Below are 24,882 nucleotides of genomic sequence, written 5' to 3'. Positions count from 1 at the left end.
CACTCAGCGGCGCTTGGCCATGGCGTCGATGAAGCGGTCGAACAGCGGGGCCACGTCGTTCGGGCCTGGGCTGGCTTCAGGGTGGCCCTGGAAGCTGAACGCGCTCTTGTCGGTGCGCTCGATGCCCTGCAGGGTACCGTCGAACAGCGACTTGTGGATCGCCCGTACGTTGCTTGGCAAGGTGGCCTCGTCCACGGCGAAACCGTGGTTCTGGCTGGTGATCATCACAACGCCGGTGTCCAGGTCCTGGACCGGGTGGTTGGCACCGTGGTGGCCATGGCCCATCTTCACGGTCTTGGCGCCGGAAGCCAGGGCCAGCAGCTGGTGACCCAAACAGATACCGAAGACCGGAATCTCGGTTTCCAGCACTTCCTTGATGGCCTGGATAGCGTAGTCGCAAGGCTCGGGGTCACCTGGGCCGTTGGACAGGAACACGCCATCGGGGTTCAGGGCCAGGACGTCCTTGGCAGGGGTCTGGGCCGGCACCACGGTCAGGCGGCAGCCGCGCTCTACCAGCATGCGCAGGATGTTCAGCTTCACGCCGTAGTCGAAGGCAACCACGTGGTAGGGCAATTCGCTGTCGGCGATTTCCGGGTGGCTGTCAGTGGCCAGGTTCCAGACGCTGGAGCGCCACTGGTAGCTTTCCTTGGTGCTGACTTCCTTGGCCAGGTCCATGCCCTTGAGGCCCGGGAAGCCGCGCGCAGCGGCGATGGCCGCTTCTTCGGAGATGTCGTCACCGGCCATGATGCAGCCGTTCTGGGCGCCTTTCTCACGCAGGATGCGGGTCAGGCGACGGGTGTCGATACCGGCGATGGCGACAACGTTGTTGGCCTTCAGGTAGTCCGACAGGGACAGGGTGTTACGCCAGTTGCTGGCAACCAGTGGCAGGTCACGAATGACCAGGCCGGCGGACCATACGCGGTTCGACTCGGCATCTTCAGGTGTAGTACCGGTGTTGCCGATGTGCGGGTAGGTCAGGGTAACGATCTGCTGGGCATAGGAAGGATCGGTAAGGATTTCCTGATAGCCGGTCATTGCGGTGTTGAACACCACCTCACCGACAGTCTGGCCGTCGGCGCCAATGGCTTCACCGCGAAAAATGCTGCCATCAGCAAGGGCAAGTATGGCTGGCTTAGTCAAGAAGACCTCCCGTAAATAAAACCTGAAAGGGCGATCGCAGGTTGTAAAAAAGCGGAATGACGTATAGACACGTCACCCCGCTTCTTCATCGAATTATCTGCGCGCTTTTAGTGGACACACTAAAGCTGTAGCTTACAGAAAAATGATTTTTTTATCTACCGCCATTGAGCCTGAAAGGCAGAGGAATGCGACAAGGGATCGCTTGGCGGGGTAAAACGGGGGATTCGAGGGGCATATTGTACGCCGCAGCGGCCCGCGCGGCGAGCTTTATCGCGCCAACACAGCGCGCCCGCCGCCGCCCCTTGTGGGACCGGGCGCAGCTCGGGAAGCGTGCTACGCGGTGTAGCTGGAGCACCGCGGTGACCGCTTCCCGAGCTTCGCCCGGTCCCACAGGGGAACGGAGCGAGCCGGGCAATCAATGCAGGTCGAGCACGTCCTGCATGTCGTACAGGCCGGCGGCCTTGCCGTCGAGCCACAGCGCGGCACGTACCGCACCCTTGGCGAAGGTCATGCGGCTGGAGGCCTTGTGGGTGATCTCCAGGCGTTCGCCTTCGGCAGCGAACAGCACGGTGTGATCACCGACCACATCGCCGCCACGCACGGTGGCGAAACCGATGGTTTCACGCTCGCGCACGCCGGTGTGGCCCTCGCGGCCGTAAACGGCAACCTTGCTCAGGTCGCGACCCAACGCCTTGGCCACCACTTCGCCCATGCTCACGGCCGTGCCCGACGGCGCGTCGACCTTATTGCGGTGATGGGCCTCGATGATCTCGATGTCCGCCTCCTCGCCCATCACTCGCGCCGCCAGGTCCAGCAGCTTGAACGACAGGTTCACGCCAACGCTGAAGTTGGAGGCGAAGACGATCGGAATGTCATTCCCCGCCTCCACCAGCAACTGCTTCTGCTCGACATTCAGGCCCGTGGTGCCGATGACCATGGCCTTGCCTGCCGCGCGGCAGAAAGCCAGGTTCTTCAACATCACCTCCGGCAGGGTGAAATCGATCAGCACGTCGAATTCATCGGCCACCTGCTCCAGGTTACCCGACAGCTGCACACCGATACGGCCCAGCGAAGCCAGCTCGCCAGCGTCAGCACCAACCATGGTGCTACCGGGGCGAACCACCGCGGCGGTCAGCCCGGCCTGCGGTGCGCGCTGCGAAACCGCCTCGACCAGGTTCCTGCCCATGCGCCCCGCAGCGCCCATCACCGCAATACGTCTCATACCTGAACCCTTACAAATCGCCGAAGAAACGCTTCATACCCTCGAACCAGCCACTGGCCTTGGGCGAATGCGAGCTGTCACCTTCCAGGGTGCCGCGGAACTCTTCCAGCAGTTCACGCTGACGACGGCTGAGGTTGACCGGGGTTTCCACGGCGACGCGGCACATCAGGTCGCCGGCGCCACCGCCACGCACAGGGGCGACGCCCTTGCCACGCAGGCGGAACTGCTTGCCGGTCTGGGTGCCTTCCGGGATCTTGAGCTTGACGCGGCCGTCCAGGGTCGGCACTTCCAGCTCGCCACCCAGGGCTGCCTCGGTGAAGCTGATCGGTACTTCACAGTATAGGTGCTTGCCGTCGCGCTGGAAAATGTCGTGTTCGCGCACGCTGATCACCACATACAGGTCGCCGGTCGGGCCACCCTGGGTGCCGGCTTCGCCTTCGCCCGACAGGCGGATGCGGTCACCGGTGTCGACGCCAGCCGGCACTTTCACCGACAGGGTCTTGTACTCTTCCACGCGGCCTTCGCCACGGCAGGAGTCGCACGGGTCGGAAATGATCTTGCCTTGGCCATGGCAGCGCGGGCAGGTTTGCTGCACCGAGAAGAAGCCCTGCTGCATGCGCACCTGGCCGATACCGCCACAGGTTGGGCAGGTAACCGGCGCCGAGCCTTTCTTGGCGCCCGAGCCGTCACAGGGTTTGCAGTTGACCAGGGTAGGCACGCGAATGCTGACCGTGGTGCCGCGAACGGCTTCTTCCAGGTTCAACTCCAGGGTGTAGCGCAGGTCGCTGCCGCGCTGGGCACCGCCACGGGAACCGCCGCGGCCGCCGCCACCGAAGAAATCGCTGAAGACATCGCCGAAGATGTCGGAGAAATTGGCACCGCCGAAACCGGCACCGCCGCCACCCATGCTCGGGTCGACACCGGCATGACCGTACTGGTCATACGCAGCGCGCTTGCTGGAGTCGGACAGCACTTCGTAAGCCTCGTTGGCTTCCTTGAACATGTCTTCCGACGCTTTGTCGCCCGGGTTGCGGTCAGGGTGGTGCTTCATCGCCAGGCGGCGATAGGCCTTTTTCAGATCGGCGTCGCTGGAGCCGCGCTCGACCCCCAGAACCTCGTAATAGTCACGCTTTGACATAGTTCTATTTACTCTTCAGGACGTCGGAGCACTCAGGCGCCTCCGACCGTGCCGACAGCATCCGAGTCAGTCGCATGCTGTAAAAATTCGTCTATTCCAGACACGCCAACGCGGGAGCAAGCCCCCGCGCGGCGACATCCTACCAGCCACTGCCCGAGGGCAGTGAACTGGCCGACCAACAAACAAGGTTTACTTGTTGTGGTCTTTGACTTCTTCGAACTCGGCGTCGACGACGTCGTCGTGCTTGGCAGCCTCTTCAGGCTGAGCCGCGGCACCAGCAGGCTGCTCGGCCTGTTCGGCGTACAGCTTCTGGGCAACCGGGGCGCTGACTTTCGACAGTTCTTCGACCTTGGCGTCGATAGCGGCCTTGTCGTCGCCTTTGACAGCGGCTTCCAGGGCAACCACGGCAGCTTCGATGGCAGCCTTCTCTTCGGCAGTGACCTTGTCACCGGCGTCAGCGACCATTTTGCGAGTCGAGTGAACCAGCGCGTCACCCTGGTTACGGGCGCCAGCCAGCTCTTCGAACTTGCGGTCTTCTTCCGAGTTCGCTTCGGCGTCGCGGATCATCTGTTGAATTTCTTCGTCAGACAGGCCGGAGTTGGCCTTGATCACGATCGACTGGGTCTTGCCGGTGGCCTTGTCTTTGGCGCCTACGTGCAGGATGCCGTTGGCGTCGATGTCGAAGGTCACTTCGATCTGTGGAACACCGCGTGGTGCTGGCGGGATCTCGGCCAGGTCGAACTTGCCCAGGGACTTGTTCTGGGCAGCCTGCTTGCGCTCACCTTGCAGCACGTGAATGGTCACGGCGCTCTGGTTGTCGTCGGCAGTGGAGAAAACCTGCGATTTCTTGGTAGGAATCGTGGTGTTCTTCTCGATCAGCGCGGTCATCACGCCACCCATGGTTTCGATACCCAGGGTCAGCGGGCTGACGTCCAGCAGCAGAACGTCTTTCACATCACCGGCCAGCACGGCGCCCTGGATGGCAGCACCCATGGCAACGGCTTCGTCAGGGTTGACGTCTTTACGGGCTTCTTTACCGAAGAAATCGGTAACGGCCTTCTGAACCAGTGGCATACGGGTCTGACCGCCGACCAGGATCACGTCGTTGATCGAACCTACGTCGATACCGGCGTCTTTCAGGGCGATGCGGCAAGGCTCGATGGTGCGCTGAACCAGGTCTTCAACCAGCGATTCCAGCTTGGCACGCGAGATTTTCACGTTCAGGTGCTTCGGACCGGTGGCGTCTGCAGTGATGTACGGCAGGTTGACGTCGGTCGACTGGCTGGACGACAGCTCGATCTTGGCTTTCTCAGCGGCTTCTTTCAGGCGCTGCATGGCCAGCGGGTCACCCTTGAGGTTCATGCCGCTTTCTTTCTTGAACTCGTCGACGAGGTAGTCGATCAGGCGGATGTCGAAGTCTTCACCACCCAGGAAGGTGTCGCCGTTGGTGGCCAGTACTTCGAACTGGTGCTCACCGTCGACTTCGGCGATTTCGATGACCGAAACGTCGAAGGTACCGCCACCCAGGTCGTAGACGATCACGGTGTGGTCGCCCTTGGCCTTGTCCATGCCGTAGGCCAGAGCGGCCGCGGTGGGTTCGTTGATGATGCGCTTGACGTCCAGGCCAGCGATGCGGCCGGCGTCCTTGGTTGCCTGGCGCTGGCTGTCGTTGAAGTACGCAGGCACGGTGATGACCGCTTCGGTCACCGCTTCGCCCAGGTAGTCTTCAGCGGTTTTCTTCATTTTCTTCAGGATTTCGGCGGAAATCTGTGGCGGTGCCATTTTCTGACCGTTCACTTCCACCCAGGCGTCGCTGTTGTCAGCCTTGACGATCTTGTAAGGGACCATCTGGATGTCTTTCTGCACGACTTCTTCGTCGAAACGACGGCCGATCAGACGTTTTACCGCGTACAGAGTGTTGTGCGGATTGGTGACCGCCTGACGCTTGGCCGACTGGCCAACCAGGGTTTCGCCGTCGTTGGCGTACGCGATGATCGACGGGGTGGTACGAGCGCCTTCAGCGTTCTCGATGACCTTGGCCTTGCCGTTTTCCAGAATGGAGACGCAGGAGTTGGTGGTCCCCAGGTCGATGCCGATAATCTTGCCCATGTTAACTCTCCCGAAACTTTGGATTTGGATGCCGCAGCAGTAGTGGCTGACTGCGGTAGCACTTAAACGCTTGACATCAAAATGGGGGCCCGTGGATGAATTTCAAGGCCCACCATTAACAGAAGTTTCACGCCTGCTCGTCGATGGACGGCGACACCGGCGCGGGGGCCTTGCTGACCACCACCATGGCGGGGCGCAGCAGGCGGCCATTGAGCTGGTAGCCCTTCTGGAACACCTTGAGCACGCTGTTGGGTTCCACGTCGGCGCTTTCCTGCATGGCCATCGCCTGGTGGTGCTCGGCGTTGAACGGCTGGCCATGGGGGTCGATGGCTTCGAGGTTGTAGCGCTTGAGGGTGTCCTCGAACATTTTCAGCGTCAGCTGCATGCCTTCACGCATGGGGCGCAGCGCTTCATCGTCGGCGCTGCTCAGCTCGACGCCACGCTCCAGGCTGTCCATGATCGGCAGCAGGTCGGAGGCGAATTTTTCCAGCGCGAATTTGTGTGCCTTCTCTACGTCCTGGTCGGCGCGGCGGCGCACGTTCTGCAGGTCGGCGGCCACGCGCAGGGACTGGTCCTGGGCAGCGGCCAGTTGCTCTTCGAGGGTTTTCACCCGCGCAGCGAGATCATCGGCGCCGGCTTCGCCAGCCTGGTTTGCATCGAGATTCTGTTCGTCCAGAGTCTGTTCGTCAGCCATCAGGGTTCTCCTTTCAATTTCGTCTGCGAGCTCGACTCGCGCTTCTGCCCGCTATATGGGGTCGCAATTCTCAGCTTCAAGGGCAGCGATGCACACTTGTGCATATTGGCAAATGCCGCGGCGCGATTAAAAAAGCCGCCATGCGAGCCAATGGTGCTAAACGAGGGCATTGTCAGCGCGAATAAAAACACTGTATAAATAACCAGACCTTTTAAGCCCGGGAGCCGCCCCATGCTGGTGCACCTATCCGTACACAACTACGCCATCGTCGAACACCTCGACCTGGAGCTCGCGCGCGGCATGAGCGTGATCACCGGCGAGACCGGCGCGGGCAAGTCCATCATGCTCGACGCCCTGGGGCTTACCCTAGGTGACCGCGCCGACAGCGGCGTAGTTCGACCGGGTGCAGACAAGGCCGACATTCTCGCCACTTTCGATCTGGTGGACATTCCCGAGGCCCGCACCTGGCTCAACGAACGCGACCTGGACGCCAGCGGCCCGTGCATTCTGCGTCGAGTCATCACCGCTGAAGGCCGCTCGCGTGGCTATATCAATGGCACCCCCTGCCCCCTGGGCGACCTGAAAGCCCTGGGCGAACTGCTGATCGACATCCACAGCCAGCACGAACACCAGTCGCTGCTGAAAACCGACACCCACCGCCGCCTGCTGGACGAATACGCCGGCGCCACCGACCTGGCCCGCCAGGTTCAGCTGGCCGCGCACAAGTGGCGCCAGACCCGTCAGGAGCTCGACCGCCTGTCGAATTCCGGCGACGAACAACGCGCCCGCCACCAGTTGCTCAGCTACCAGCTGGAGGAACTGGAAAACCTCAACCTGGGCGAGAACGAGCTGGAGCTGCTGGAGCAGGAACACAAGAACCTGACCAACGCCGAGGCCCTGTTCGGCATCTGCCGCCAGGTCATCGACCATTGCAGCGAAAACGACTCGGGCAATGTGCTCAGCGCCCTGACCGCCAGCCTCAACCGCCTGACCGCCGTGCATAATGCCCCGCGCGCACTGGGCGAGGCCGCCAGCATGCTGTCCAGCGCGCAGATCCAGGTGGAAGAAGCGGTGGGTGAGCTCAACCGCTTCCTCGATCATTTCGACGCTGACCCGGCGCGCCTGCAGCAACTGGAAGAGCGCCTGGACACCATCTATACCCTGGCGCGCAAGCATCGCATCCACCCCACCGAAGTGGCGGCGCTGCAACAGAAGCTGCTGGACGAGATCGAGACACTCAACGCCAACGACGAATCCGTCGAACGCCTGGGCGACGAAGTGGCGGCCTACGCGCGCCATTACCAGGAAAAGGCCCAGGAGCTCAGCCGCCTGCGCCAGCACGCGGCCACCGGCTTGGCCGCGGCGGTGGAAGTGGAAATCCAGCGCCTGGGCATGCCCGGCGGGCGCTTCACCATCGAACTGCGCCCCCTCGGCACCGACGAGCTTGCACCCCACGGCCTGGAGCAAGTGGAACTGCTGGTCAGCGCCAACCCGGGCCAGCCGCTCAAACCGTTGGCGAAAGTGGCTTCGGGGGGTGAGCTGTCGCGCATCAGCCTGGCGATCCAGGTCATCACCGCCCAGACCTCGCGGGTGCCGACCCTGGTGTTCGACGAAGTGGACGTGGGCATCGGCGGCCCTACCGCGGAAATCGTCGGCCAATTGCTGCGCCGCCTGGGTGAACGTGGCCAGGTGCTGACCGTCACCCACCTGCCGCAGGTAGCGGCCCAGGGGCACCACCACCTGTTCGTGCACAAGGTGCGCGGCAGTGACGAGACTCGCACGGCGGTGGCCAGCCTTAATAAAGGAGAGCGCGTGGAAGAGGTGGCACGCATGTTGGGCGGCATCGACCTGACCAAGGAATCGCTGGCGCACGCCAAGAAGATGGTCGTCACTGCCCGCTGCGGCTGACGATCACGGCCGCCCGGCGCCACAACGGGCTGGCGACACGCTCCAGAAAGCACAAAGGCGACCCTAGGGTCGCCTTCGCTCGTTACGCCAGTCGATTACTTCTTCTTGCGTACGTGCAGGACCAGGTTATGGTCAACCAGCTCATAGCCATGCTTCTCGGCAATGGCGTGCTGCAGTTCCTCGATGTCCTTGTCGACGAACTCAATCACCTCGCCGGAGTCCACATCGACCATATGGTCGTGGTGGCCACCGTCGGCCAGTTCGAAGACAGCGTGGCCGCCATCGAAATTATGACGAACCACCAGGCCAGCCGCTTCGAATTGGGTCAGTACACGGTAAACCGTGGCCAGGCCCACATCTTCGCCTGCTTCCATCAGTGCCTTGTAGACGTCCTCGGCGCTCATGTGGCGTTGCTCTGCGCCGTCAAGCATTTGCAGGATCTTGACTCGAGGCAGGGTCACCTTGAGGCCGGCTTTTCGTAACTCGCTATTTTCAACCATGGTCAGCTTTCTCGCCGATGCTGCTTCGCAGCTTCTCTTAATGCGGGTATGATCGGGGTTTACGTTGTCCCAGCCAAGATAGTGGAAGTCGCCCACCGATGCAAAACACCAAGCACTTGCTATTCAGCCTCACCTTCGTGGGACTGCTCGCACTCGCCGGTTGTTCATTCCCCGGGGTTTACAAAATCGACATCCAGCAGGGCAATGTCGTCACGCAGGACATGATAGACCAGTTACGCCCGGGAATGACCCGCCGGCAAGTACGGTTTATCATGGGCAACCCCCTGCTGGTCGATACGTTTCATGCCAATCGCTGGGATTACCTCTACAGTATCCAGCCAGGTGGCGGCGAACGCCAGCAGGAACGGATGAGCGTTTTCTTCAATGAAAATGATCAACTGGCCAGCCTGTCCGGTGATTTCATGCCCGGCGTGAGCAAAGACCAGACCATCCTGGGCACCCCAGGTGCCGCGCCAGCCGCGCCAGTGGACAACACCGCCCAACCGGCGCCGGAAGCACCCGCCAAGCCGGGCTCAACCCTGGACCAGATCCAGCGCAGCGTCGACGACGTGAAGGTTATCCCGGTACCAACGCCTACGCCTATCGAGTCCAACCCTCAGTAAGCAGGCTGTCAGAAAAAAGCCCGGCACATGCCGGGCTTTTTCATGGGCCGCTGGCGGCCTTGGCTTTAGCTGCGCGCATTCGTCGCACCTCTTTCGGGTCGGCGACCAAGGGCCTATACAGCTCGATACGGTCGCCCTCCTCTACCGCCTGCGCAGCCGGATCGGCCACCACCTTGCCGAAAATGCCCACAGGGCACTCCAGCAACGCCACTTCGGGAAACCGCTCGGCGATCCCAGAACGTTGCACGGCTTCGCGAACAGAGCAACCCGCGGGCACCTGAACGCTCAACAACACCTGCCGGTCGACGGCGGCAAACACCACCTCGACCTCGACCATGGCCTCAGCCATACAGTTGCTTGGCGCGCTGGCAGAAAGCATCCACCAGGGTGTTGGCCGCCTGGTTGAACAACGGGCCCAAGGTGGCACGGACGATGGAGCCGGCGTAGTCGAACGACATGTCCAGGCTGATCTTGCAGGCCTTGTCGCCCAGAGGCTTGAACACCCACAGGCCATGCAACTGGGTGAACGGGCCTTCCTCGAGGTTCATTTCGATGGTGTTGCCCGGCACCAGTACATTTCGCGTGACAAATTTCTGCGAAAGGCCGCCCTTGGCGACTTCAAGGCTGGCGCGCATCAGTACGTCAGTTTCCTCGAGCACTGTGCTGGACGAACACCACGGCAGGAACTTGGGGTAGCTCGCCACGTCGTTGACCAGGTCGTACAGGGCCTGTGCGGGGTAAGGCAGCAGGGCCGAACGTTGGATATGCGTAGTCATGAGTGCGTCATTTCCTCCGGTGCCTTCCAGTCGACAACAACAAGGCCCAGGTGATCAAAAAAGATCGCGCATTGTCCGGGATAACCCGCACAGGCTCAAGCACGTATACACCGTAGCCGACAACGCCGCGACTGCCTATAATGCGGCCCCTATGGCCAAACAAAAGAAACACCCCGAAGGGACTATCGCGCAGAACAAGAAGGCGCGACACGATTACTTCATCGAGCACAAGTTCGAGGCCGGTCTGGTCCTGTCCGGTTGGGAAGTAAAAAGTCTGCGTGCCGGCAAGGCGCAGTTGATCGACAGCTACGTCCTGCTCAAGGATGGCGAAGCCTGGCTGCTGGGCAGCCATATTACGCCCTTGACCGCGGCGAGCACTCACGTCATCGCTGACCCGGTACGTACCCGTAAACTGCTGCTCAACAAGCGCGAGCTGGAAAAGCTGTTCACCCTGGTGCAACAGAAAGGCTATGCCTGCGTGGCGCTGTCCATGTACTGGAAGCAGCACCTGATCAAGTGCGAAATCGCGCTGGGCAAGGGCAAGAAGGAATACGACAAGCGCCATACCGAGCGCGAGCGTGATTCCGACCGCGAATTGCACCGCGCCGTGCGCACCAAGGGCAAGGACGAGTAGTCACCAAGGGGCCGATACCTGCGGGACCGGGCGAAACTCGGGAAAAGAACACGGCGCACCGAGGCGCCCTGTTCCCGGCTTCACCCGGCCCCACAGCGTCATAGCCCCTTGCGGCGCTCTGCCCGTGCCACGCGCTGCACCTGCTGCCTGACTTCGTCGAGCACTTCCTGCACATACAGGATGTGACGGCTGGAGATCTCTCGGGCCTCTTCCGCACGCCCCTCGATAATGGCCAGGTACAACTCGCGGTGCTGACTGATCAGCATGTCGCGGGTTTCACTGCGCTGCTGGTACATCCCACCAATGTTGATCACCACGTTGCGCTTGAGCAGGTCGAACAACCCGCGAATGGTGTGCAGCAACACCGCGTTGTGGCTGGCCTCGGCGATGGCCAGGTGGAAATTGGCATCGGCCGCGCCCTCTTCGGCACGCGTGACCTGGTCTTCCCGGGCGTAGCAATCCAATAGCGCCTCAAACGCCACCTTCAACCGTTCACGGTCCAGTTCGGTAGCGCGCTTGGCCGCATAGAAGGCGCAGGACGCCTCCAGCGTGTGGCGAAACTCCAGCAGGTCGCGCTGGGACTCAGGGTTGCTTTCCAGCAACTGCATCAGCGGGTCACTGAAGGTCGACCCCAACGTTTCCACCACGTAGTTGCCGCCACCCTGGCGGCTGATCAGCATGCCCTTGGCCACCAGCTTCTGAATGGCCTCGCGCAACGACGGCCGCGACACCCCGAACTGCTCAGCCAGCACGCGCTCTGCTGGCAGCCGCTCCCCGGCACGCAGGGTGCCTTCCAGAATCATGCCTTCGAGCCGCTCGACGATATCGTCGGACAACCGACGCTGCCGGACCTGATCAAACGCCATCACTACCTCTCCACTCATCCCACCACGACGAAAGTATCAGGGTGACAAATTGACACACTGACAGCAGGGCCTCTAACCTAGCACTTGCGCATTGTAAATTGGTATGACCAATTTGCCAATGTTAGTGCGACGCCTGACCAACAACAATTAGGGGCCACCCCACATGCAAACCTGGCAACAACTCTACAGCCCGCTCGGCAGCCTCGGCCTGTCCGCGCTCGCCGCTGTCATCCCGATCGTTTTCTTTTTCCTCGCCCTGGCCGTGCTGCGCCTCAAAGGCCACGTGGCGGGCAGCATCACCTTGGTACTGGCGGTGCTGGTGGCGATCTTCGCCTTCGGCATGCCCACCGACATGGCCCTGGCCGCGGCCGGCTACGGCTTCATCTACGGCCTGTGGCCCATCGCCTGGATCATCGTGGCGGCGGTGTTCCTCTACAAGCTGACCGTCAAGAGCGGCCAGTTCGAGATCATCCGCAGCTCGGTACTGTCCATCACCGATGACCAGCGCCTGCAGGTATTGCTGATCGGTTTCTGCTTCGGTGCATTCCTGGAAGGCGCGGCCGGCTTCGGCGCGCCAGTGGCCATCACCGCCGCGCTGCTGGTAGGCCTGGGGTTCAACCCGCTGTACGCCGCCGGCCTGTGCCTGATCGCCAACACCGCCCCGGTAGCCTTCGGCGCCCTGGGCATTCCGATCATCGTCGCGGGCCAGGTCACCGGCATCGACGCCTTCAAGATCGGCGCCATGGCCGGCCGCCAATTGCCCCTGCTGTCGGTGTTCGTGCCGTTCTGGCTGGTGTTCATGATGGACGGCAAGCGCGGCGTGCGTGAAACCTGGCCGGCGGCCCTGGTGGCGGGTGGCAGCTTCGCCATCACCCAGTATTTCACGTCCAACTTCATCGGCCCGGAGTTGCCGGACATCACCTCGGCCCTCGTCAGCCTGATTGCCCTGACCCTGTTCCTGAAGGTCTGGCAACCGCACCGCAGCGCCGGCGACCACATCGCCGGCACGGCCGAAGGCGCCGCGGCCGTGGCCAGCGTCGGTGGCTTTGGCAAACCCCGCGTGCAACTGGATTCACCCTACAGCTTTGGCGAGATCTTCAAGGCCTGGTCGCCGTTCCTGATCCTGACCGTGCTGGTGACCCTCTGGACCCTCAAGCCCTTCAAGGCCATGTTTGCCGCGGGCGGCGCGTTGTACGCCACGGTGTTCAACTTCGCCATCCCGCACCTGGACCAACTGGTGATCAAGGTCGCCCCCATCGCGGCCACGCCTACCCCCATCGCCGCGGTGTTCAAACTGGACCCCATCGCCGCCACCGGCACGGCGATCTTCCTGGCCGCGCTGATCTCCATGGCCGTGCTGAAAATCAAGGCGCATATTGGTCTGACCACTTTCAAGGAGACCCTGTACGAACTGCGCTGGCCCATCCTGTCCATCGGCATGGTGCTGGCGTTTGCCTTCGTCACCAACTACTCGGGCATGTCTTCCACCATGGCCCTGGTGCTGGCGGCGACGGGCGCGGCGTTCCCGTTCTTCTCGCCGTTCCTGGGTTGGCTGGGGGTGTTCCTGACCGGTTCTGATACCTCGTCCAACGCCCTGTTCAGCTCATTGCAGGCCACCACCGCGCACCAGATCAACGTCAGCGACACGCTGTTGGTGGCGGCCAATACCAGCGGCGGCGTGACCGGCAAGATGATCTCACCGCAGTCCATTGCCGTGGCCTGCGCCGCCACCGGCCTGGTAGGCAAGGAGTCCGACCTGTTCCGCTTCACCCTCAAGCACAGCCTGTTCTTCGCGACCATCGTCGGCCTGATCACCCTGGCCCAGGCGTACTGGTTCACCGGCATGCTGGTGCATTGATGCAACACGCCCGGCGCTGCCCTGGGCGGCGCCGGTACTGATAACCCCGGCCCACCGCGGCCGGATAACCGGGCCCACCCGGAGACAACGCCTGATGAGCGAGCTTTTCTACAACGCCGTACCGAATGCCACCCGTGTGGCGCCGCCCATTCCCCAGCCGCGCCAGTACCCGGCGAGCAAACCGGCCCGCGTGTACCTGTTCGGTACCTGCGTGGTCGACCTGTTCTACCCCGAGGCCGGCATGGACGCCATCCGCCTGCTGGAGCGCGAAGGCATCCGCGTGGACTTCCCCCAAGGCCAGAGCTGCTGCGGCCAACCGGCCTACACCAGCGGCTACACCGACCAGGCCCGAACCGTGGCGCGCGCACAACTGGCGCTGTTCGCCGGCGACCAGCCCGTGGTGGTGCCGTCCGGGTCGTGTGCCGGCATGCTGCGCCAGCACTACGCCGACCTGTTCAAGGACGAGCCTGAAACCCTCGAACAGGTGCAGGCCCTGGCGGAACGCACCTTCGAGCTGGCCGAATTCCTCCTGCACGTGTGCAAGGTGCAGCTCAAGGACAACGGCCAACCGGTCAAGGTGGCCCTGCACACCTCTTGCTCGGCACGCCGGGAAATGAACACCCACCTGCATGGCCGCGCGCTGTTGGCGCAATTGACCAACGTCGAGCGCGTGGAGCACAGCCATGAAAGCGAATGCTGCGGCTTCGGTGGGACATTCAGCGTACGCATGCCGGACATTTCCGGCGCCATGGTGGCCGACAAGACCCACAACCTGAAGGCATCCGGCGCCCATCATGTGCTGAGCGCCGACTGCGGCTGCCTGATGAACATCACCGGCGCCCTGGAGAAGCAACGCGAGGCCTTGCGCGGCCAGCACCTGGCGACCTTCCTGTGGCAACGCAGCGGGGGTGGCCGATGAACAGCCAGGCCCGTATCCCCGCCGTGGAAATCGACGACGACTTCCGCAGCCGCGCCCACACCGCCCTGGGCGATCCCCAACTGCGCAGCAACTTCCGCAGCGCCATGGACTCGCTCATGACCAAGCGCGCCGTGGCCTTCGCCGACCCGGACGAGCGCGAACAACTGCGCGCCCTGGGCAACGCCGTGCGCGCCCGCGCCCTGTCGAAACTGCCTGACCTGCTGGAAACCCTGGAACGCAACCTCACCCGCAACGGCGTCAAGGTGCACTGGGCTGAGACAGTCGAGCAAGCCAACGGCATCGTCCAGTCGATCATCGACGCCCATGGCGCCAAGCAGGTGATCAAGGGCAAGTCCATGGTCAGCGAAGAAATGGAAATGAACCACGCCCTGGAGGCCCGCGGCATCGAATGCCTGGAGTCCGACATGGGCGAGTACATCGTCCAGCTGGACCACGAGAAGCCGTCCCACATCATCATGCCGGCCATTCACAAGAACGCCGGCCAGGTCGCCAGCCTGTTCCATGACAAACTGGGCGTGGAGTACACGAAGGACGTCGACCAGTTGATCCAGATCGGCCGCCGGGTACTGCGGCAGAAATTCTTCGAGGCCGACATCGGCGTGTCCGGGGTCAACTTCGCCGTCGCCGAGACCGGCACCCTGCTGCTGGTGGAAAACGAAGGCAACGGGCGCATGTCCACCACCGTGCCGCCGGTGCACATCGCCGTCACGGGCATCGAGAAAGTCGTCGAAAACCTGCGTGACGTGGTGCCGCTGCTGTCCCTGCTGACCCGCTCGGCGCTGGGCATTCCCATCACCACCTACGTCAACATGATCAGCGGCCCACGCCAGCCCGACGAGCGCGACGGCCCCCAGGAAGTGCACCTGGTGCTGCTGGACAACGGCCGCAGCCAGGCCTTCGCCGACGGCGAACTGCGCCAGACCCTCAACTGCATTCGCTGCGGCGCCTGCATGAACCACTGCCCGGTGTACACCCGCGTGGGCGGCCACACCTACGGCGAGGTGTATCCCGGCCCCATCGGCAAGATCATCACCCCGCACATGGTCGGCCTGGCCAAGGTGCCAGACCACCCCAGCGCCTCGTCGCTGTGCGGCGCCTGCGGTGAAGTGTGCCCGGTGAAAATCCCCATCCCGGCGTTGCTGCGCCGCTTGCGCGAAGAAAACGTCAAAGCCCCCGACAGCCCCCATCCGGTCATGCGCGGCCAAGGCAGCAAATACTCGCGCAAGGAACGCGTGATCTGGAACGCCTGGGCCACCCTCAACCGTCACCCAATGCTCTATAAAGCCTTCAGTTTTTTCGCCACGCGCCTGCGCCACCTGACGCCGAAGCACGTCGGCCCCTGGACGCAAAACCATAGCGCGCCGAAACCCGCCGCCCGCTCGCTGCACGACATGGCCCGCGAGCATCTGGCCCAACAGGGAGGCCGCCCATGAGCGCCAAACAGAACATCCTGGCCAAACTGCGCAATAGCCTGATTGGCACCACGCCCATTGTGGATAACTTCGACGAGGGCCTGGTCACTCGCCCGTGGACTTATCCACAAGGCGAGCGCATCGCCCAGCTGCGCAAACTGATGGAAGCCGTGCACACGGAAATCCACCTGACCACCGACGCCGCTTGGCCCGCGCTGCTGGCGCAACTGCTGCGCGACCGGCAACTGCCCAACCTGCTGATCGCCCCTGGCACTGCCCACGGCCAACGCATCAGCGAACACTGGCAGAACCAAGCCGACCTGCCAGCGCTCAAAGCCTACGACCGCCCCGTGGAAGCCTGGAAAGCCGAGTTGTTCAACGACACCGCCGCCAGCCTCACCAGCACCCTGGGCGCCATCGCCGCCACCGGCAGCCTGATCCTGTGGCCCACCCGCGAAGAACCGCGGCTGATGAGCCTGGTGCCGCCGGTGCATTTCGCCCTGCTCAAGGCCAGCGAGATCCACGACAACTTCTACCAGGTGCAACGGCAGTTCAACTGGGCGGGCGGCATGCCCACCAACGCCCTGCTGGTGTCCGGCCCGTCGAAAACCGCCGACATCGAACAGGTACTGGCCTACGGCGCCCACGGCCCCAAAGACCTGGTGGTACTGATTCTGGAGGACCAATGAGCCTGCCTGCTGCGTTCCTGCGTGAAGCCTGCCAACTGATCCCGGCGGCGCGCCGCTTCGACGACCCCACGTCCACCCTGGCCTTTGGCACCGACGCCAGCTTCTACCGGCTGATCCCCAAGCTGGTGGTGCGGGTGGAGTCCGAAGACGAAGTGGTCGCCCTGCTCACCCTCGCCCATCGCGAACAGGTGCCCGTCACCTTTCGCGCCGCCGGCACCAGCCTGTCCGGCCAAGCCATCAGCGACTCGGTATTGATCGTGCTGGGCGACAACTGGAACGGCCGCGAAATTCGCGGCCAGGGCACGCAGATCCGCCTGCAGCCCGGCGTCATCGGCGCCCAGGCCAACGCCTGGCTCGCGCCGTTCGGGCGCAAGATAGGCCCCGACCCGGCCTCCATCAACGCCTGCAAGATCGGCGGCATCGTCGCCAACAACGCCAGCGGCATGTGCTGCGGCACCGCGCAAAACACCTACCACACCCTGGCGGGCATCCGCCTGGTACTGGCCGACGGCACCCGCCTGGACAGCGAAGACTCGGCCAGCGTCGCCGCCTTCCGCGCCAGCCACGGCGCACTGCTGGACAGGCTGGCCGAGCTGGGCCGCGAGACCCGCGCCAACAGCGAACTGGCCGTGCGCATCCGCCACAAATACCGCCTGAAAAATACCACTGGCCTGTCCCTCAACGCTCTGGTGGACTACGACGACCCCCTGGATATCCTCAGCCACCTGCTGGTGGGCAGCGAAGGCACCCTGGGCTTCATCAGCGCGGTCACCTATGACACCGTCATCGATCACCCCTTCAAGGCCTCGGCACTGATCGTCTTCCCCGACGTGGAAACCTGCTGCAACGCCGTCACCGTGCTCAAGACCCAACCGGTCGCCGCCGTTGAACTGCTGGACCGCCGCAGCCTGCGCTCGGTACAAGGCATGAAAGGCATGCCCGCCTTCGTGCGGGAATTGTCCGACGGCGCCTGCGCCCTGCTGATCGAATCCCGCGCCGCCAGCCAAGTGCTGCTGCACGAACAACTGGCGCAGATCATGGCCAGCCTGGCGCCGTTCCCAGTGGAACGCCAAGTCGACTTCAGCGAAGACCCGGTGGAAAACGCCCGCCTGTGGGCCATCCGCAAAGACACCTTCCCCGCCGTCGGCGCCGTGCGCCAGACCGGCACCACGGTCATCATCGAAGACGTCACCTTCCCCGTCGAACAACTGGCCATCGGCGTCAACCGCCTGATCGCCCTGTTCGAAAAACACCGCTACGACGAAGCCATCCTCTTCGGCCACGCCCTGGAGGGCAACCTGCACTTCGTCTTCACCCAGGGCTTCAACAACCCCGAAGAAGTGGCGCGCTACCAAGCCTTCATGGACGACGTGGCGCAGTTGGTGGCCGTGGAATTCGGCGGCTCGCTGAAAGCCGAACACGGCACCGGCCGCAACATGGCGCCCTTCGTGGAACTGGAATGGGGCCACGACGCCTACCAGCTGATGTGGCAACTCAAGCGCCTGCTGGACCCCACCGGCATCCTCAACCCCGACGTGGTCCTCAGCGAAGACCCACACATTCACCTGAAAAATCTGAAGCCCATGCCCGCGGCCGACGACATCGTCGACAAATGCATCGAGTGCGGCTTCTGCGAACCGGTGTGCCCCTCAAAAGGCCTGACCCTCAGCCCGCGCCAGCGCATCGTGATGTGGCGCGACATCCAGGCAAAAAAACGCGCCGGCATCGACACCACGGCACTCGAACACGACTACCAATACCAGGGCATCGACACCTGCGCCGCCACCGGCCTGTGCGCCCAACGCTGCCCGGTGGGCATCAACACCGGCGAACTGGTGAAAAAACTGCGCGCCCAGGCCGCCCACCACCAGAAAACCGCCACCTGGCTGGGCGAGCACTTCGCTACCGCCCTCAACGGCGCGCGCTTCACCCTGCACGCCGCCAACGGCGCCCGCATGCTGTTGGGCGCCCCGCGCCTGGCCAGCCTGTCCGCCCGCCTCACCCGCGCCAGCAAAGGTCGCGTGCCACAATGGACCCCGGCCATGCCGCAACCGGAAAACTCCATCCGCTTCACCCCAGCGGTCACCGACGCCCGCCCGCGCGTGGTGTACCTGGCCGCCTGCGTGTCCCGCGTCATGGGCCCCGCCGCCAGCGACCGGGAACAAATGTCCCTGCTGGACAAAACCCGCGGCCTGCTGGAAAAAGCCGGCTACCAGGTGGTGTTCCCGGAAAACCAGGACAGCCTTTGCTGCGGCCAACCCTTCGCCTCCAAAGGCTACGCCGAGCAGGCCGAACACAAACGCCAGGAACTGATCGCCGCGCTTCTCACCGCCAGCCGCGGCGGCCTGGACCCCATCTACTGCGACACCAGCCCCTGCACCCTGCGCCTGGTGCAAGACCTGGCCGACACCCGCCTGGACCTCTACGACCCGGTGCGCTTCATTCGCACCCACCTCATGGACAAACTGGTCTTCACCCCCCAGGCCACGCCGATCGCCGTGCACGTCACCTGCAGCACCCAGCACCTGGGCGAAAGCCAGGCCCTCATCGACCTGGCGCGGCGCTGCAGCACCCAGGTAGTCATTCCCGAAGGCATCCACTGCTGCGGCTTCGCCGGCGACAAAGGCTTCACCACCCCCGAGCTCAACGACCACGCCCTGCGCACCCTCAAAAACGCCGTGCAGTACTGCGAAGAAGGCATCTCCACCAGCCGCACCTGCGAAATAGGCCTGAGCAGCCACAGCGGCATCGACTACCACAGCCTTGTCTACCTGGTGGACCGCGTTACCCGGCCGCGTGCGCTCTGAGACCGCGGTGTGCTTTTCCCGAGCTTCGCCCGGTCCCACAGGGTTGGCCCCAATCCCCGGCCCGGCCTGTAGGGCCGGGCGAAGCTCGGGAACCAGCCACCGCAGCCCTGGTAGGACCGGGCGAAGCTCGGGAACCAGCCACCTCTCACTCCGAAGTATTCAGTTGCAATTGAAATAGGTTTTTCAGACTATCCGCGCGCAAATATTTCGAACCCCTTCACAGCCCCAAAGTCCATCTTTCATGGCCTGTGAAAAGGCTCACCGTCCACTCGGCACCGAGCCCCTGCGCAGCCGAGTCTTCCCCCTGTTCAGGAGGTTTTCCCATGAAACGTCTTACCCTCTCCGGCCTGTGCATCGCCACCGCCCTGCTGACGTCCCACGCCTTCGCCGCCGACGACCTGTGCGCCGCGAACCTGCAGAAAATCGACGACCAGGACAAAACCGCTGGCAGCGCCTCGGCGCAGATCATGGAAAGCAACAAGGAAGACATCCAGAAAGCCCAAGCCGCCCAGGCCAGCGGCGACAAAAAGACCTGCATCGCCCTGTCCACCCGCGTGCTGCAGGAATACGAAAAGGCCACCAACACCGACGGCAAGACCCAGTAACACGCCGTCAACGACAAGCGGTCGACTCTTGCCACGTTTTGTCGTAAACTGAACGCCTTGCCCGTTCACGCGGGCAGGCTAGAGCAGAAAGCGGGGCCGATTAGGATTCGACGCCGGTAACGAAACTTTAGGTGCATGCCGAGTGGGTAACAGAACTCGTAAATCCACTGTTGCAAACTTTATAATTGCCAATGATGACAATTACGGGGAATTCGCTCTCGCTGCGTAAGCGGCGCTAGCCTTCCCTTCTGGTAGCTTCGGCTCCAGCAATCGTTAGAGGATGTCTGTAAACTCGAAGCGATTGTCATATAGAACAGAATCGTCGCCTAGTACGTTGTGGACGAAGCGCCTAAAACTTACACAACTCGCCTGAAGCACCCTGCCCGTCGGGCGGCCGAGGGTTAACCTAGTAGACACGGCTAAGCATGTAGAACCGACAGCGGAGTACTGGCGGACGGGGGTTCAAATCCCCCCGGCTCCACCAAACAAAGCGTCACGAAAAAGGCACCTCTAGCGGGTGCCTTTTTTTGTTTCCGGGGTTTTACTGCCCCTTCATTCCCGCCAGAGATCGCACCCATGCTCCAAGAACGACTGGACCTGTTGAAGCTTGCCAAGCCTGTACGCAACCAGATCGATGACCTGGTTCGCGCGTTGAATGCGGCGAGTACGCGGGCGGATCTGGAGCGCGAAGCGGAAATGCAGATCGCCCTGATCGGCGAGCTCGAAAGCGGGCGAAAGGTAAAGCCCGCCGACGTGGAAACCCTGTACATCATCTTCGATGATGCCGTACAAGCCCGACTACAAGAACTCCCCACCGCCCCACGCCCGTAGCAGCGGACCTGGCCGCGTCAAAGCCAACCGCGGCCCGCTCACCGTCAACGCCACATCCAGCCGCCCCTGCTCATAGCGCGAACACAGCCAGCACCACCCCAGCGAGCATCCCCCCTTGTGGGACCGGGCGAAGCTCGAGAAAAGACCACCGCGCATTTCAGCCAAACGCGACGATCACCTCCCGAACTCCCCCCAACCTCACAACAGAAAACCTCTACAGCCACAGCGCAAGAACCGACCTACCCCGCCCGAGGCAAGCCCGCCACCGCCGCCTCTACCAACGCCCGAGCAATCTCACTCACATGCTCAACATTGCGAGCCAACGCCCGCCACTCCTCCGGGCAGTTCTCCACCAGCTCGGCAGCACCCGCACTGGCGCTACGCAGATATGAACTGGCCTGAACCAACACCTCCTCCAACGGCATGCCCTCGCGCACGGCGAAGATGGGCATGTCGCCGACGCACGGGCCGAAGGCGTGGTGGGCGGTGAAGTGGTGGCTTAACAGGATGGGATCGGGGTATGGGGATTTACCTTCAGCGGCGAAGGCTTCGGGTGGTAACGGTGGTGAAGTTGAATCGGGGGGATCGGGGACCGGTTTGAACATGGCGTATCTCCTGGAAAAATCAGGACCACCACCGTTCGCGACTAAACGAATAGGTGGCAGCCGTTCACAGGTTAGTCGACCGGGATCCAGGAAACCCAGCGCACCGAAGTGCCCTGTGACGGCTGCCATAAAGCAGCGCTGCTGATGCTGGGCATCAACAGACAGCATTGGCTTACCTGGAAGACTCGAGCGACTAAACCCGGCCGCTGATGAGCAGCGGCGGACTGAGAGTAGCCGTACAGAAAAGCCAGTGCAAGCGGGAACAAAAAACGCAAATTATCGAAACATTTCGGAATTCTTTTGAAGCTGTAAGGCGATTATCGCAGAGGTTGTGGGAAACGTCCTAGGAATTTTCCCGAGCGTGAGCTGGTTAAAGCGCCGCTGGATGATACGCGACCTTGAATCGACCCCAAAGCCTGGCCGCCACTACACAACCTGACTAGCGGCGATATCATCGAAATGAGGGAAGCGCTCCTTCAATCGCTCGATGGTTGCTCTCCATTTCGGCGTCTTGGGCCGGCAAACCGTATTCTGATTCCCGAACATCCCAATCTCACGAACCGCCTGGCTAACCGGTACGGTTTGTAGCCACTGGACTGGGACGAAATATTCGCAGTGCTCAGGGTCATCAATGAATTCAGCGTGATAGTCCGCGCGGACTGCGACTTCCATTACCGGCCGCTCCTCGCCATCCTTCATCACCCTGAATTCGTTTGCTGCGACCGCAGGGCCGAGCACGCGACCGACCCCCACATAACCTTGCTGGGGAATATTGATCCACACACGATCCTCCGCAGACAACAGCTGGAGCGTCTTGCTGTACCAGGAACCTCCACCGCCGGATATGAACCCGAACTCCACGGCATCGGCCCATGAGCGTGAAACCGAGTCTCCAAATGAGCAGTAAAACTCGCCATTCCAAGGCTCACTCAGACCTTGGCTGGCAGACGCGGCATTCACCTGGGTCTGCACCGGATCGAGCAACCAAGACCTACTCAGCAATTGCTGCTCGCCTGCCTGAAAGACCTGGAAGCAGAGCACATTGATCGGAATGTCGCGCTTGCTGAGGTATTGCACGATCCGCTCGCTACTCGCATCCAACTCTGTAGCGACGATTATCAACTGATGGCTGGCATTCAGCTCATCGTCATCCAGCACACGGCCAAAACGTGTTTGGAAGTCGACCGAGAGGCTTTGCCCTGGACGGAAACGTTGATAAATCGCAGCGATATCGCTTTCCGTTAGACCATCGACCCAGGCAGCGTAATCGAGTGTTTGAGCAACCACCTCGCGAGGCGTACGGTCTCGTTTGAGCTCTATCAGCACAAGGCTGCCGTCAGGGGCGACAGCTAGCAGGTCGATGCGCCCACCCGCATCTGTAAGTTCTTGCCGGCCTATGAGCATCCATTCTTCGGACAGAATGCTTGGCGAGTTGACGATCATTTCCTCTAAAAGCTGCTCACTTGGCAATTTGCTTTGGTACAGCTTTTTTGGTGCAGAGCCAACGGTCCAAACGTCGGTTTTGATGGGCACGGAGCATTCCTTGAGCGCTATGGTGGGCGGTAGTGAAGCATGGATGGGAGAGACTTTGATAGGTGCTCTTCGGGCTCGTCAGAGCCGAACCTTAAAGGTCACGCCGCTCCGCAGTGGTTCTCCCCAAGGGCGATTCGTACCCGGCAGCTCGCCCGGTCACCTCCCCGGTGATGGATGCCCTCTAATCTCTTGGCCCTCGAGCGCCAGCTACACCGTACCTCGCCGCCCTGCAGCAACCTATCCGCTTGGCCGAATCTTGCGCCAACCTGTGCCCGTCTCTATCTTCTGGAAAGAGACGGGCGCTTCTAACACTGCTGCAGCCCAGATCGCATACGGCTTTGCGGCAACTCCCCTCGTGACAATCGGCGTGACAAACGCCATGTCACTAGCTACAGCGATGTAGATGATGGTGCCGCAGACCAAGGAATGGACTGCACCTGACTGACAGTCAGGCATGCCCCGGTCATCGCATTGCTGCGTTCATCCGGCTCAGGATCTTCAGGCGCTGGTCTCGTCAGCGAGTGCTGCCTCCACCCGCCCATCGGTAACGGTGCTCAGGAGGCCAGATCATGAGATGCCCTTGCTCCCGGACGTAAGGAGCCGCCAGTCCCGCGTTAGAGGACATCCCCACAGGTCGCAGGGGCCTTGATCCCTGATAACACTCAACATTCTTGGCGGGATGACGTGGGGCGAGGATCGGAAAACGGCAGATGAGGTGACCGACATGGCATTGGTAGGTAGACGCAATGGTCGTAATTTCGGCTATGGCAGGCAATTGAGCTACGCAGGACCGCAGGCGCTGAAAGACATGTTTGGCGGTGGCCATTACGGCACGGTCAAGGCGCACAGTGATCGATGGTTGGCATTCGTAAGGTGGTGCCGTTCCGAACAGCGGCCCGGCATCAATGATGCGCGGCAGATTGATCGCAAGGTGTTGGCCGACTATGCGGCGTATCTGCGTGACGTGGTTAGGCGCGGTGACCTCGCCGTCTACACCGCGCAAAACCGGCTATCCAGCGTTAACAGGACCATGACGGCGCTTCGCGGTGATCAGTGCATGAAGGTGCCAAGTCCGAGCAAGGCGTTGGGTATGCAGCGCACCGGGGTCCGACAGTCTGTGCCACAGGGCCAGGACCGCAAGCAGGTTACGCGGATCGTCGATGCACTTTGCCGCCAACATCAGCAACGCGCCGCCGCGATCGTTCTGCTAGCGCGAGCCACAGGCATGCGTTTGCGTGAGGCCATCCTAGCTGACCTGCCACGGCTGAGCCGTGAGGCTAAAGAGTTAGGCAGGATTAACATTCAGGATGGCACCAAAGGCGGCCGCGCCGGCGCCAAGGCACCTCGCTGGATTGCGGTGGAAGAACATGTTCAAACCGCGCTTGGGTTTGCACGGCAGGTGTCGCCTGCAGGTAGCCGCAACCTCATTGCGCCACACGAAAGCTACCTAAATCTTCTGCAAGAAATCATCCGCCCTGCGCGGGGCATCCTGCATGCACACAACCTCAAAGGCCTCCATGAGCTACGAGCAGCATACGCATGTGAGCGCTATGAGCAAATCACCCAACACCGAGCGCCTATCAACGGCGGCCAATGCTGCCAGGTAAATAGGCACCTTGATCTTGTGGCTCGGAGGCAAATCAGCTCTGAGCTGGGACACGGTCGGATTGACGTAGTTGCCGCGTACATTGGAGGTCAGTCATGAGTAGGACATTCGATATGGAGGTGTTCTTGGCCGGCGTGCTGACAGGGTCGCATGCGACCCGGAAACGCCATTTGCGCCAAGCAAAAATCATCCAGGCTGAAATCGTAGCTCGCTGGCAGCGAGTAACACCTTGGACTTGGCAGAGAAAGCATCTGGCTTGGTTTCTAGAACATCACCTAAGCCAACGGAGTGAGGCCACACGGTATTACTACCTCCTGACAATCCGGCTTCTCGCTCAAAGTCTGCAAACGTCATGGGTTTTCAAGCTGAAGGGAATCTGATCCTAA

At 62.1% G+C, this 24,882-nt stretch carries 23 protein-coding genes and 1 other RNA gene; 13 read left to right on the top strand and 11 right to left on the bottom strand.

Translation table 11 applies throughout. The features are described 5' to 3' along the window. Positions 1-3: 3 nt before the first annotated feature. The 5 genes from carA to grpE all read right to left on the bottom strand — a co-directional run bounded on the left by carA (position 4) and on the right by grpE (position 6,303). The gene (gene carA, locus QBK88_RS17350; protein ID WP_158154932.1) at positions 4-1,140 is read right to left on the bottom strand and encodes a glutamine-hydrolyzing carbamoyl-phosphate synthase small subunit; all 1,137 of its coding nucleotides are present in this window, start codon (positions 1,138-1,140) and stop codon (positions 4-6) included. Between the two features lie 415 nt (positions 1,141-1,555). Next, positions 1,556-2,362 carry a 4-hydroxy-tetrahydrodipicolinate reductase gene (dapB, locus tag QBK88_RS17345; protein ID WP_277962998.1) on the bottom strand — a complete coding sequence of 269 codons (807 nt, stop codon included), beginning with the start codon at positions 2,360-2,362 and terminating at the stop codon, positions 1,556-1,558. Positions 2,363-2,372: 10 nt separating this feature from the next. Continuing rightward, positions 2,373-3,500, bottom strand: a complete 1,128-nt coding sequence (dnaJ, locus tag QBK88_RS17340; protein ID WP_268145737.1) for a molecular chaperone DnaJ — start codon at positions 3,498-3,500, stop codon at positions 2,373-2,375. Between the two features lie 189 nt (positions 3,501-3,689). Continuing rightward, positions 3,690-5,609 carry a molecular chaperone DnaK gene (gene dnaK / locus QBK88_RS17335; protein WP_277962997.1) on the bottom strand — a complete coding sequence of 640 codons (1,920 nt, stop codon included), beginning with the start codon at positions 5,607-5,609 and terminating at the stop codon, positions 3,690-3,692. Between the two features lie 127 nt (positions 5,610-5,736). Beyond that, positions 5,737-6,303, bottom strand: coding sequence for a nucleotide exchange factor GrpE (gene grpE / locus QBK88_RS17330; protein WP_158154924.1), 567 nt, complete (start codon positions 6,301-6,303; stop codon positions 5,737-5,739). Positions 6,304-6,534: 231 nt separating this feature from the next. Here grpE and recN point away from each other — a divergent pair, with 231 nt between their 5' ends. Then, the gene (recN, locus tag QBK88_RS17325; protein ID WP_277962996.1) at positions 6,535-8,211 is read left to right on the top strand and encodes a DNA repair protein RecN; all 1,677 of its coding nucleotides are present in this window, start codon (positions 6,535-6,537) and stop codon (positions 8,209-8,211) included. Positions 8,212-8,306: 95 nt separating this feature from the next. Here the strand turns inward: recN and fur are convergent, their stop codons facing one another. Next, positions 8,307-8,711 (bottom strand): ferric iron uptake transcriptional regulator, encoded by a 405-nt coding sequence (fur, locus tag QBK88_RS17320; RefSeq protein ID WP_158154920.1) that lies wholly within the window; start codon positions 8,709-8,711, stop codon positions 8,307-8,309. Between the two features lie 98 nt (positions 8,712-8,809). On the opposite strand from fur, the gene QBK88_RS17315 reads away from it, so the two are divergent. After that, the gene (locus QBK88_RS17315) at positions 8,810-9,334 is read left to right on the top strand and encodes an outer membrane protein assembly factor BamE (RefSeq protein ID WP_277962995.1); all 525 of its coding nucleotides are present in this window, start codon (positions 8,810-8,812) and stop codon (positions 9,332-9,334) included. 40 nt (positions 9,335-9,374) lie between these two features. On the opposite strand, the gene QBK88_RS17310 is transcribed toward QBK88_RS17315, so the two are convergent. Together QBK88_RS17310 and QBK88_RS17305 are read right to left on the bottom strand one after the other, a co-directional pair. Continuing rightward, positions 9,375-9,683 (bottom strand): RnfH family protein, encoded by a 309-nt coding sequence (locus QBK88_RS17310; RefSeq protein ID WP_277962994.1) that lies wholly within the window; start codon positions 9,681-9,683, stop codon positions 9,375-9,377. Beyond that, a complete protein-coding gene (locus tag QBK88_RS17305) occupies positions 9,676-10,110 on the bottom strand; it encodes a type II toxin-antitoxin system RatA family toxin (RefSeq protein ID WP_268145742.1) in 435 nt (144 codons plus the stop codon). The genes QBK88_RS17310 and QBK88_RS17305 overlap by 8 nt, the downstream gene beginning before the upstream one ends. A gap of 151 nt (positions 10,111-10,261) precedes the next feature. Between QBK88_RS17305 and smpB the strand changes: the two genes are divergently transcribed. Then, positions 10,262-10,744, top strand: a complete 483-nt coding sequence (gene smpB / locus QBK88_RS17300; protein WP_008373856.1) for an SsrA-binding protein SmpB — start codon at positions 10,262-10,264, stop codon at positions 10,742-10,744. Between the two features lie 98 nt (positions 10,745-10,842). Here the strand turns inward: smpB and QBK88_RS17295 are convergent, their stop codons facing one another. Then, positions 10,843-11,610, bottom strand: a complete 768-nt coding sequence (locus QBK88_RS17295) for a GntR family transcriptional regulator (RefSeq protein WP_277962993.1) — start codon at positions 11,608-11,610, stop codon at positions 10,843-10,845. A gap of 163 nt (positions 11,611-11,773) precedes the next feature. Between QBK88_RS17295 and QBK88_RS17290 the strand changes: the two genes are divergently transcribed. The 8 genes from QBK88_RS17290 to QBK88_RS17255 all read left to right on the top strand — a co-directional run bounded on the left by QBK88_RS17290 (position 11,774) and on the right by QBK88_RS17255 (position 20,752). Further along, entirely contained in the window at positions 11,774-13,468 is a 1,695-nt protein-coding gene (locus QBK88_RS17290; RefSeq protein ID WP_277962992.1) for a lactate permease LctP family transporter, read from the top strand. Positions 13,469-13,562: 94 nt separating this feature from the next. Then, positions 13,563-14,387, top strand: coding sequence for a (Fe-S)-binding protein (locus tag QBK88_RS17285; protein WP_277962991.1), 825 nt, complete (start codon positions 13,563-13,565; stop codon positions 14,385-14,387). Next, a complete protein-coding gene (locus QBK88_RS17280; RefSeq protein ID WP_277962990.1) occupies positions 14,384-15,841 on the top strand; it encodes a LutB/LldF family L-lactate oxidation iron-sulfur protein in 1,458 nt (485 codons plus the stop codon). Before QBK88_RS17285 ends, QBK88_RS17280 begins: the two co-directional genes overlap by 4 nt. Then, positions 15,838-16,509 carry a lactate utilization protein gene (locus tag QBK88_RS17275; RefSeq protein ID WP_277962989.1) on the top strand — a complete coding sequence of 224 codons (672 nt, stop codon included), beginning with the start codon at positions 15,838-15,840 and terminating at the stop codon, positions 16,507-16,509. Before QBK88_RS17280 ends, QBK88_RS17275 begins: the two co-directional genes overlap by 4 nt. Continuing rightward, positions 16,506-19,316 carry an FAD-binding and (Fe-S)-binding domain-containing protein gene (locus QBK88_RS17270; protein WP_277962988.1) on the top strand — a complete coding sequence of 937 codons (2,811 nt, stop codon included), beginning with the start codon at positions 16,506-16,508 and terminating at the stop codon, positions 19,314-19,316. The genes QBK88_RS17275 and QBK88_RS17270 overlap by 4 nt, the downstream gene beginning before the upstream one ends. 323 nt (positions 19,317-19,639) lie before the next feature. Beyond that, positions 19,640-19,921 carry a hypothetical protein gene (locus QBK88_RS17265; RefSeq protein ID WP_277962987.1) on the top strand — a complete coding sequence of 94 codons (282 nt, stop codon included), beginning with the start codon at positions 19,640-19,642 and terminating at the stop codon, positions 19,919-19,921. A 92-nt stretch (positions 19,922-20,013) separates the two neighbouring features. Next, positions 20,014-20,405, top strand: a transfer-messenger RNA (tmRNA) gene (ssrA, locus tag QBK88_RS17260). A 92-nt stretch (positions 20,406-20,497) separates the two neighbouring features. Then, the gene (locus tag QBK88_RS17255) at positions 20,498-20,752 is read left to right on the top strand and encodes a hypothetical protein (protein ID WP_158153873.1); all 255 of its coding nucleotides are present in this window, start codon (positions 20,498-20,500) and stop codon (positions 20,750-20,752) included. A gap of 239 nt (positions 20,753-20,991) precedes the next feature. Here QBK88_RS17255 and QBK88_RS17250 read toward each other — a convergent pair whose 3' ends face one another. Both QBK88_RS17250 and QBK88_RS17245 read right to left on the bottom strand, forming a co-directional pair. Further along, the gene (locus QBK88_RS17250) at positions 20,992-21,357 is read right to left on the bottom strand and encodes a DUF6124 family protein (RefSeq protein ID WP_245217815.1); all 366 of its coding nucleotides are present in this window, start codon (positions 21,355-21,357) and stop codon (positions 20,992-20,994) included. Positions 21,358-21,783: 426 nt separating this feature from the next. Continuing rightward, a complete protein-coding gene (locus QBK88_RS17245; protein ID WP_277962986.1) occupies positions 21,784-22,890 on the bottom strand; it encodes an endonuclease NucS domain-containing protein in 1,107 nt (368 codons plus the stop codon). A 724-nt stretch (positions 22,891-23,614) separates the two neighbouring features. Between QBK88_RS17245 and QBK88_RS17240 the strand changes: the two genes are divergently transcribed. Continuing rightward, on the top strand, positions 23,615-24,595 hold the full coding sequence (locus tag QBK88_RS17240; protein ID WP_277962985.1) for an integrase domain-containing protein: 981 nt from the start codon (positions 23,615-23,617) through the stop codon (positions 24,593-24,595). Continuing rightward, positions 24,592-24,876 carry a hypothetical protein gene (locus tag QBK88_RS17235; RefSeq protein ID WP_277962984.1) on the top strand — a complete coding sequence of 95 codons (285 nt, stop codon included), beginning with the start codon at positions 24,592-24,594 and terminating at the stop codon, positions 24,874-24,876. The genes QBK88_RS17240 and QBK88_RS17235 overlap by 4 nt, the downstream gene beginning before the upstream one ends. Positions 24,877-24,882 lie beyond the last annotated feature (6 nt).

Origin of the sequence: Pseudomonas sp. RIT-To-2 (genome assembly GCF_029623465.1) — a bacterium.
GTDB lineage: Bacteria > Pseudomonadota > Gammaproteobacteria > Pseudomonadales > Pseudomonadaceae > Aquipseudomonas > Aquipseudomonas silvicola.
The sequence above is the reverse complement of the archived record's forward strand: the minus strand, read 5'-3'. Positions and strand labels throughout refer to the sequence as shown.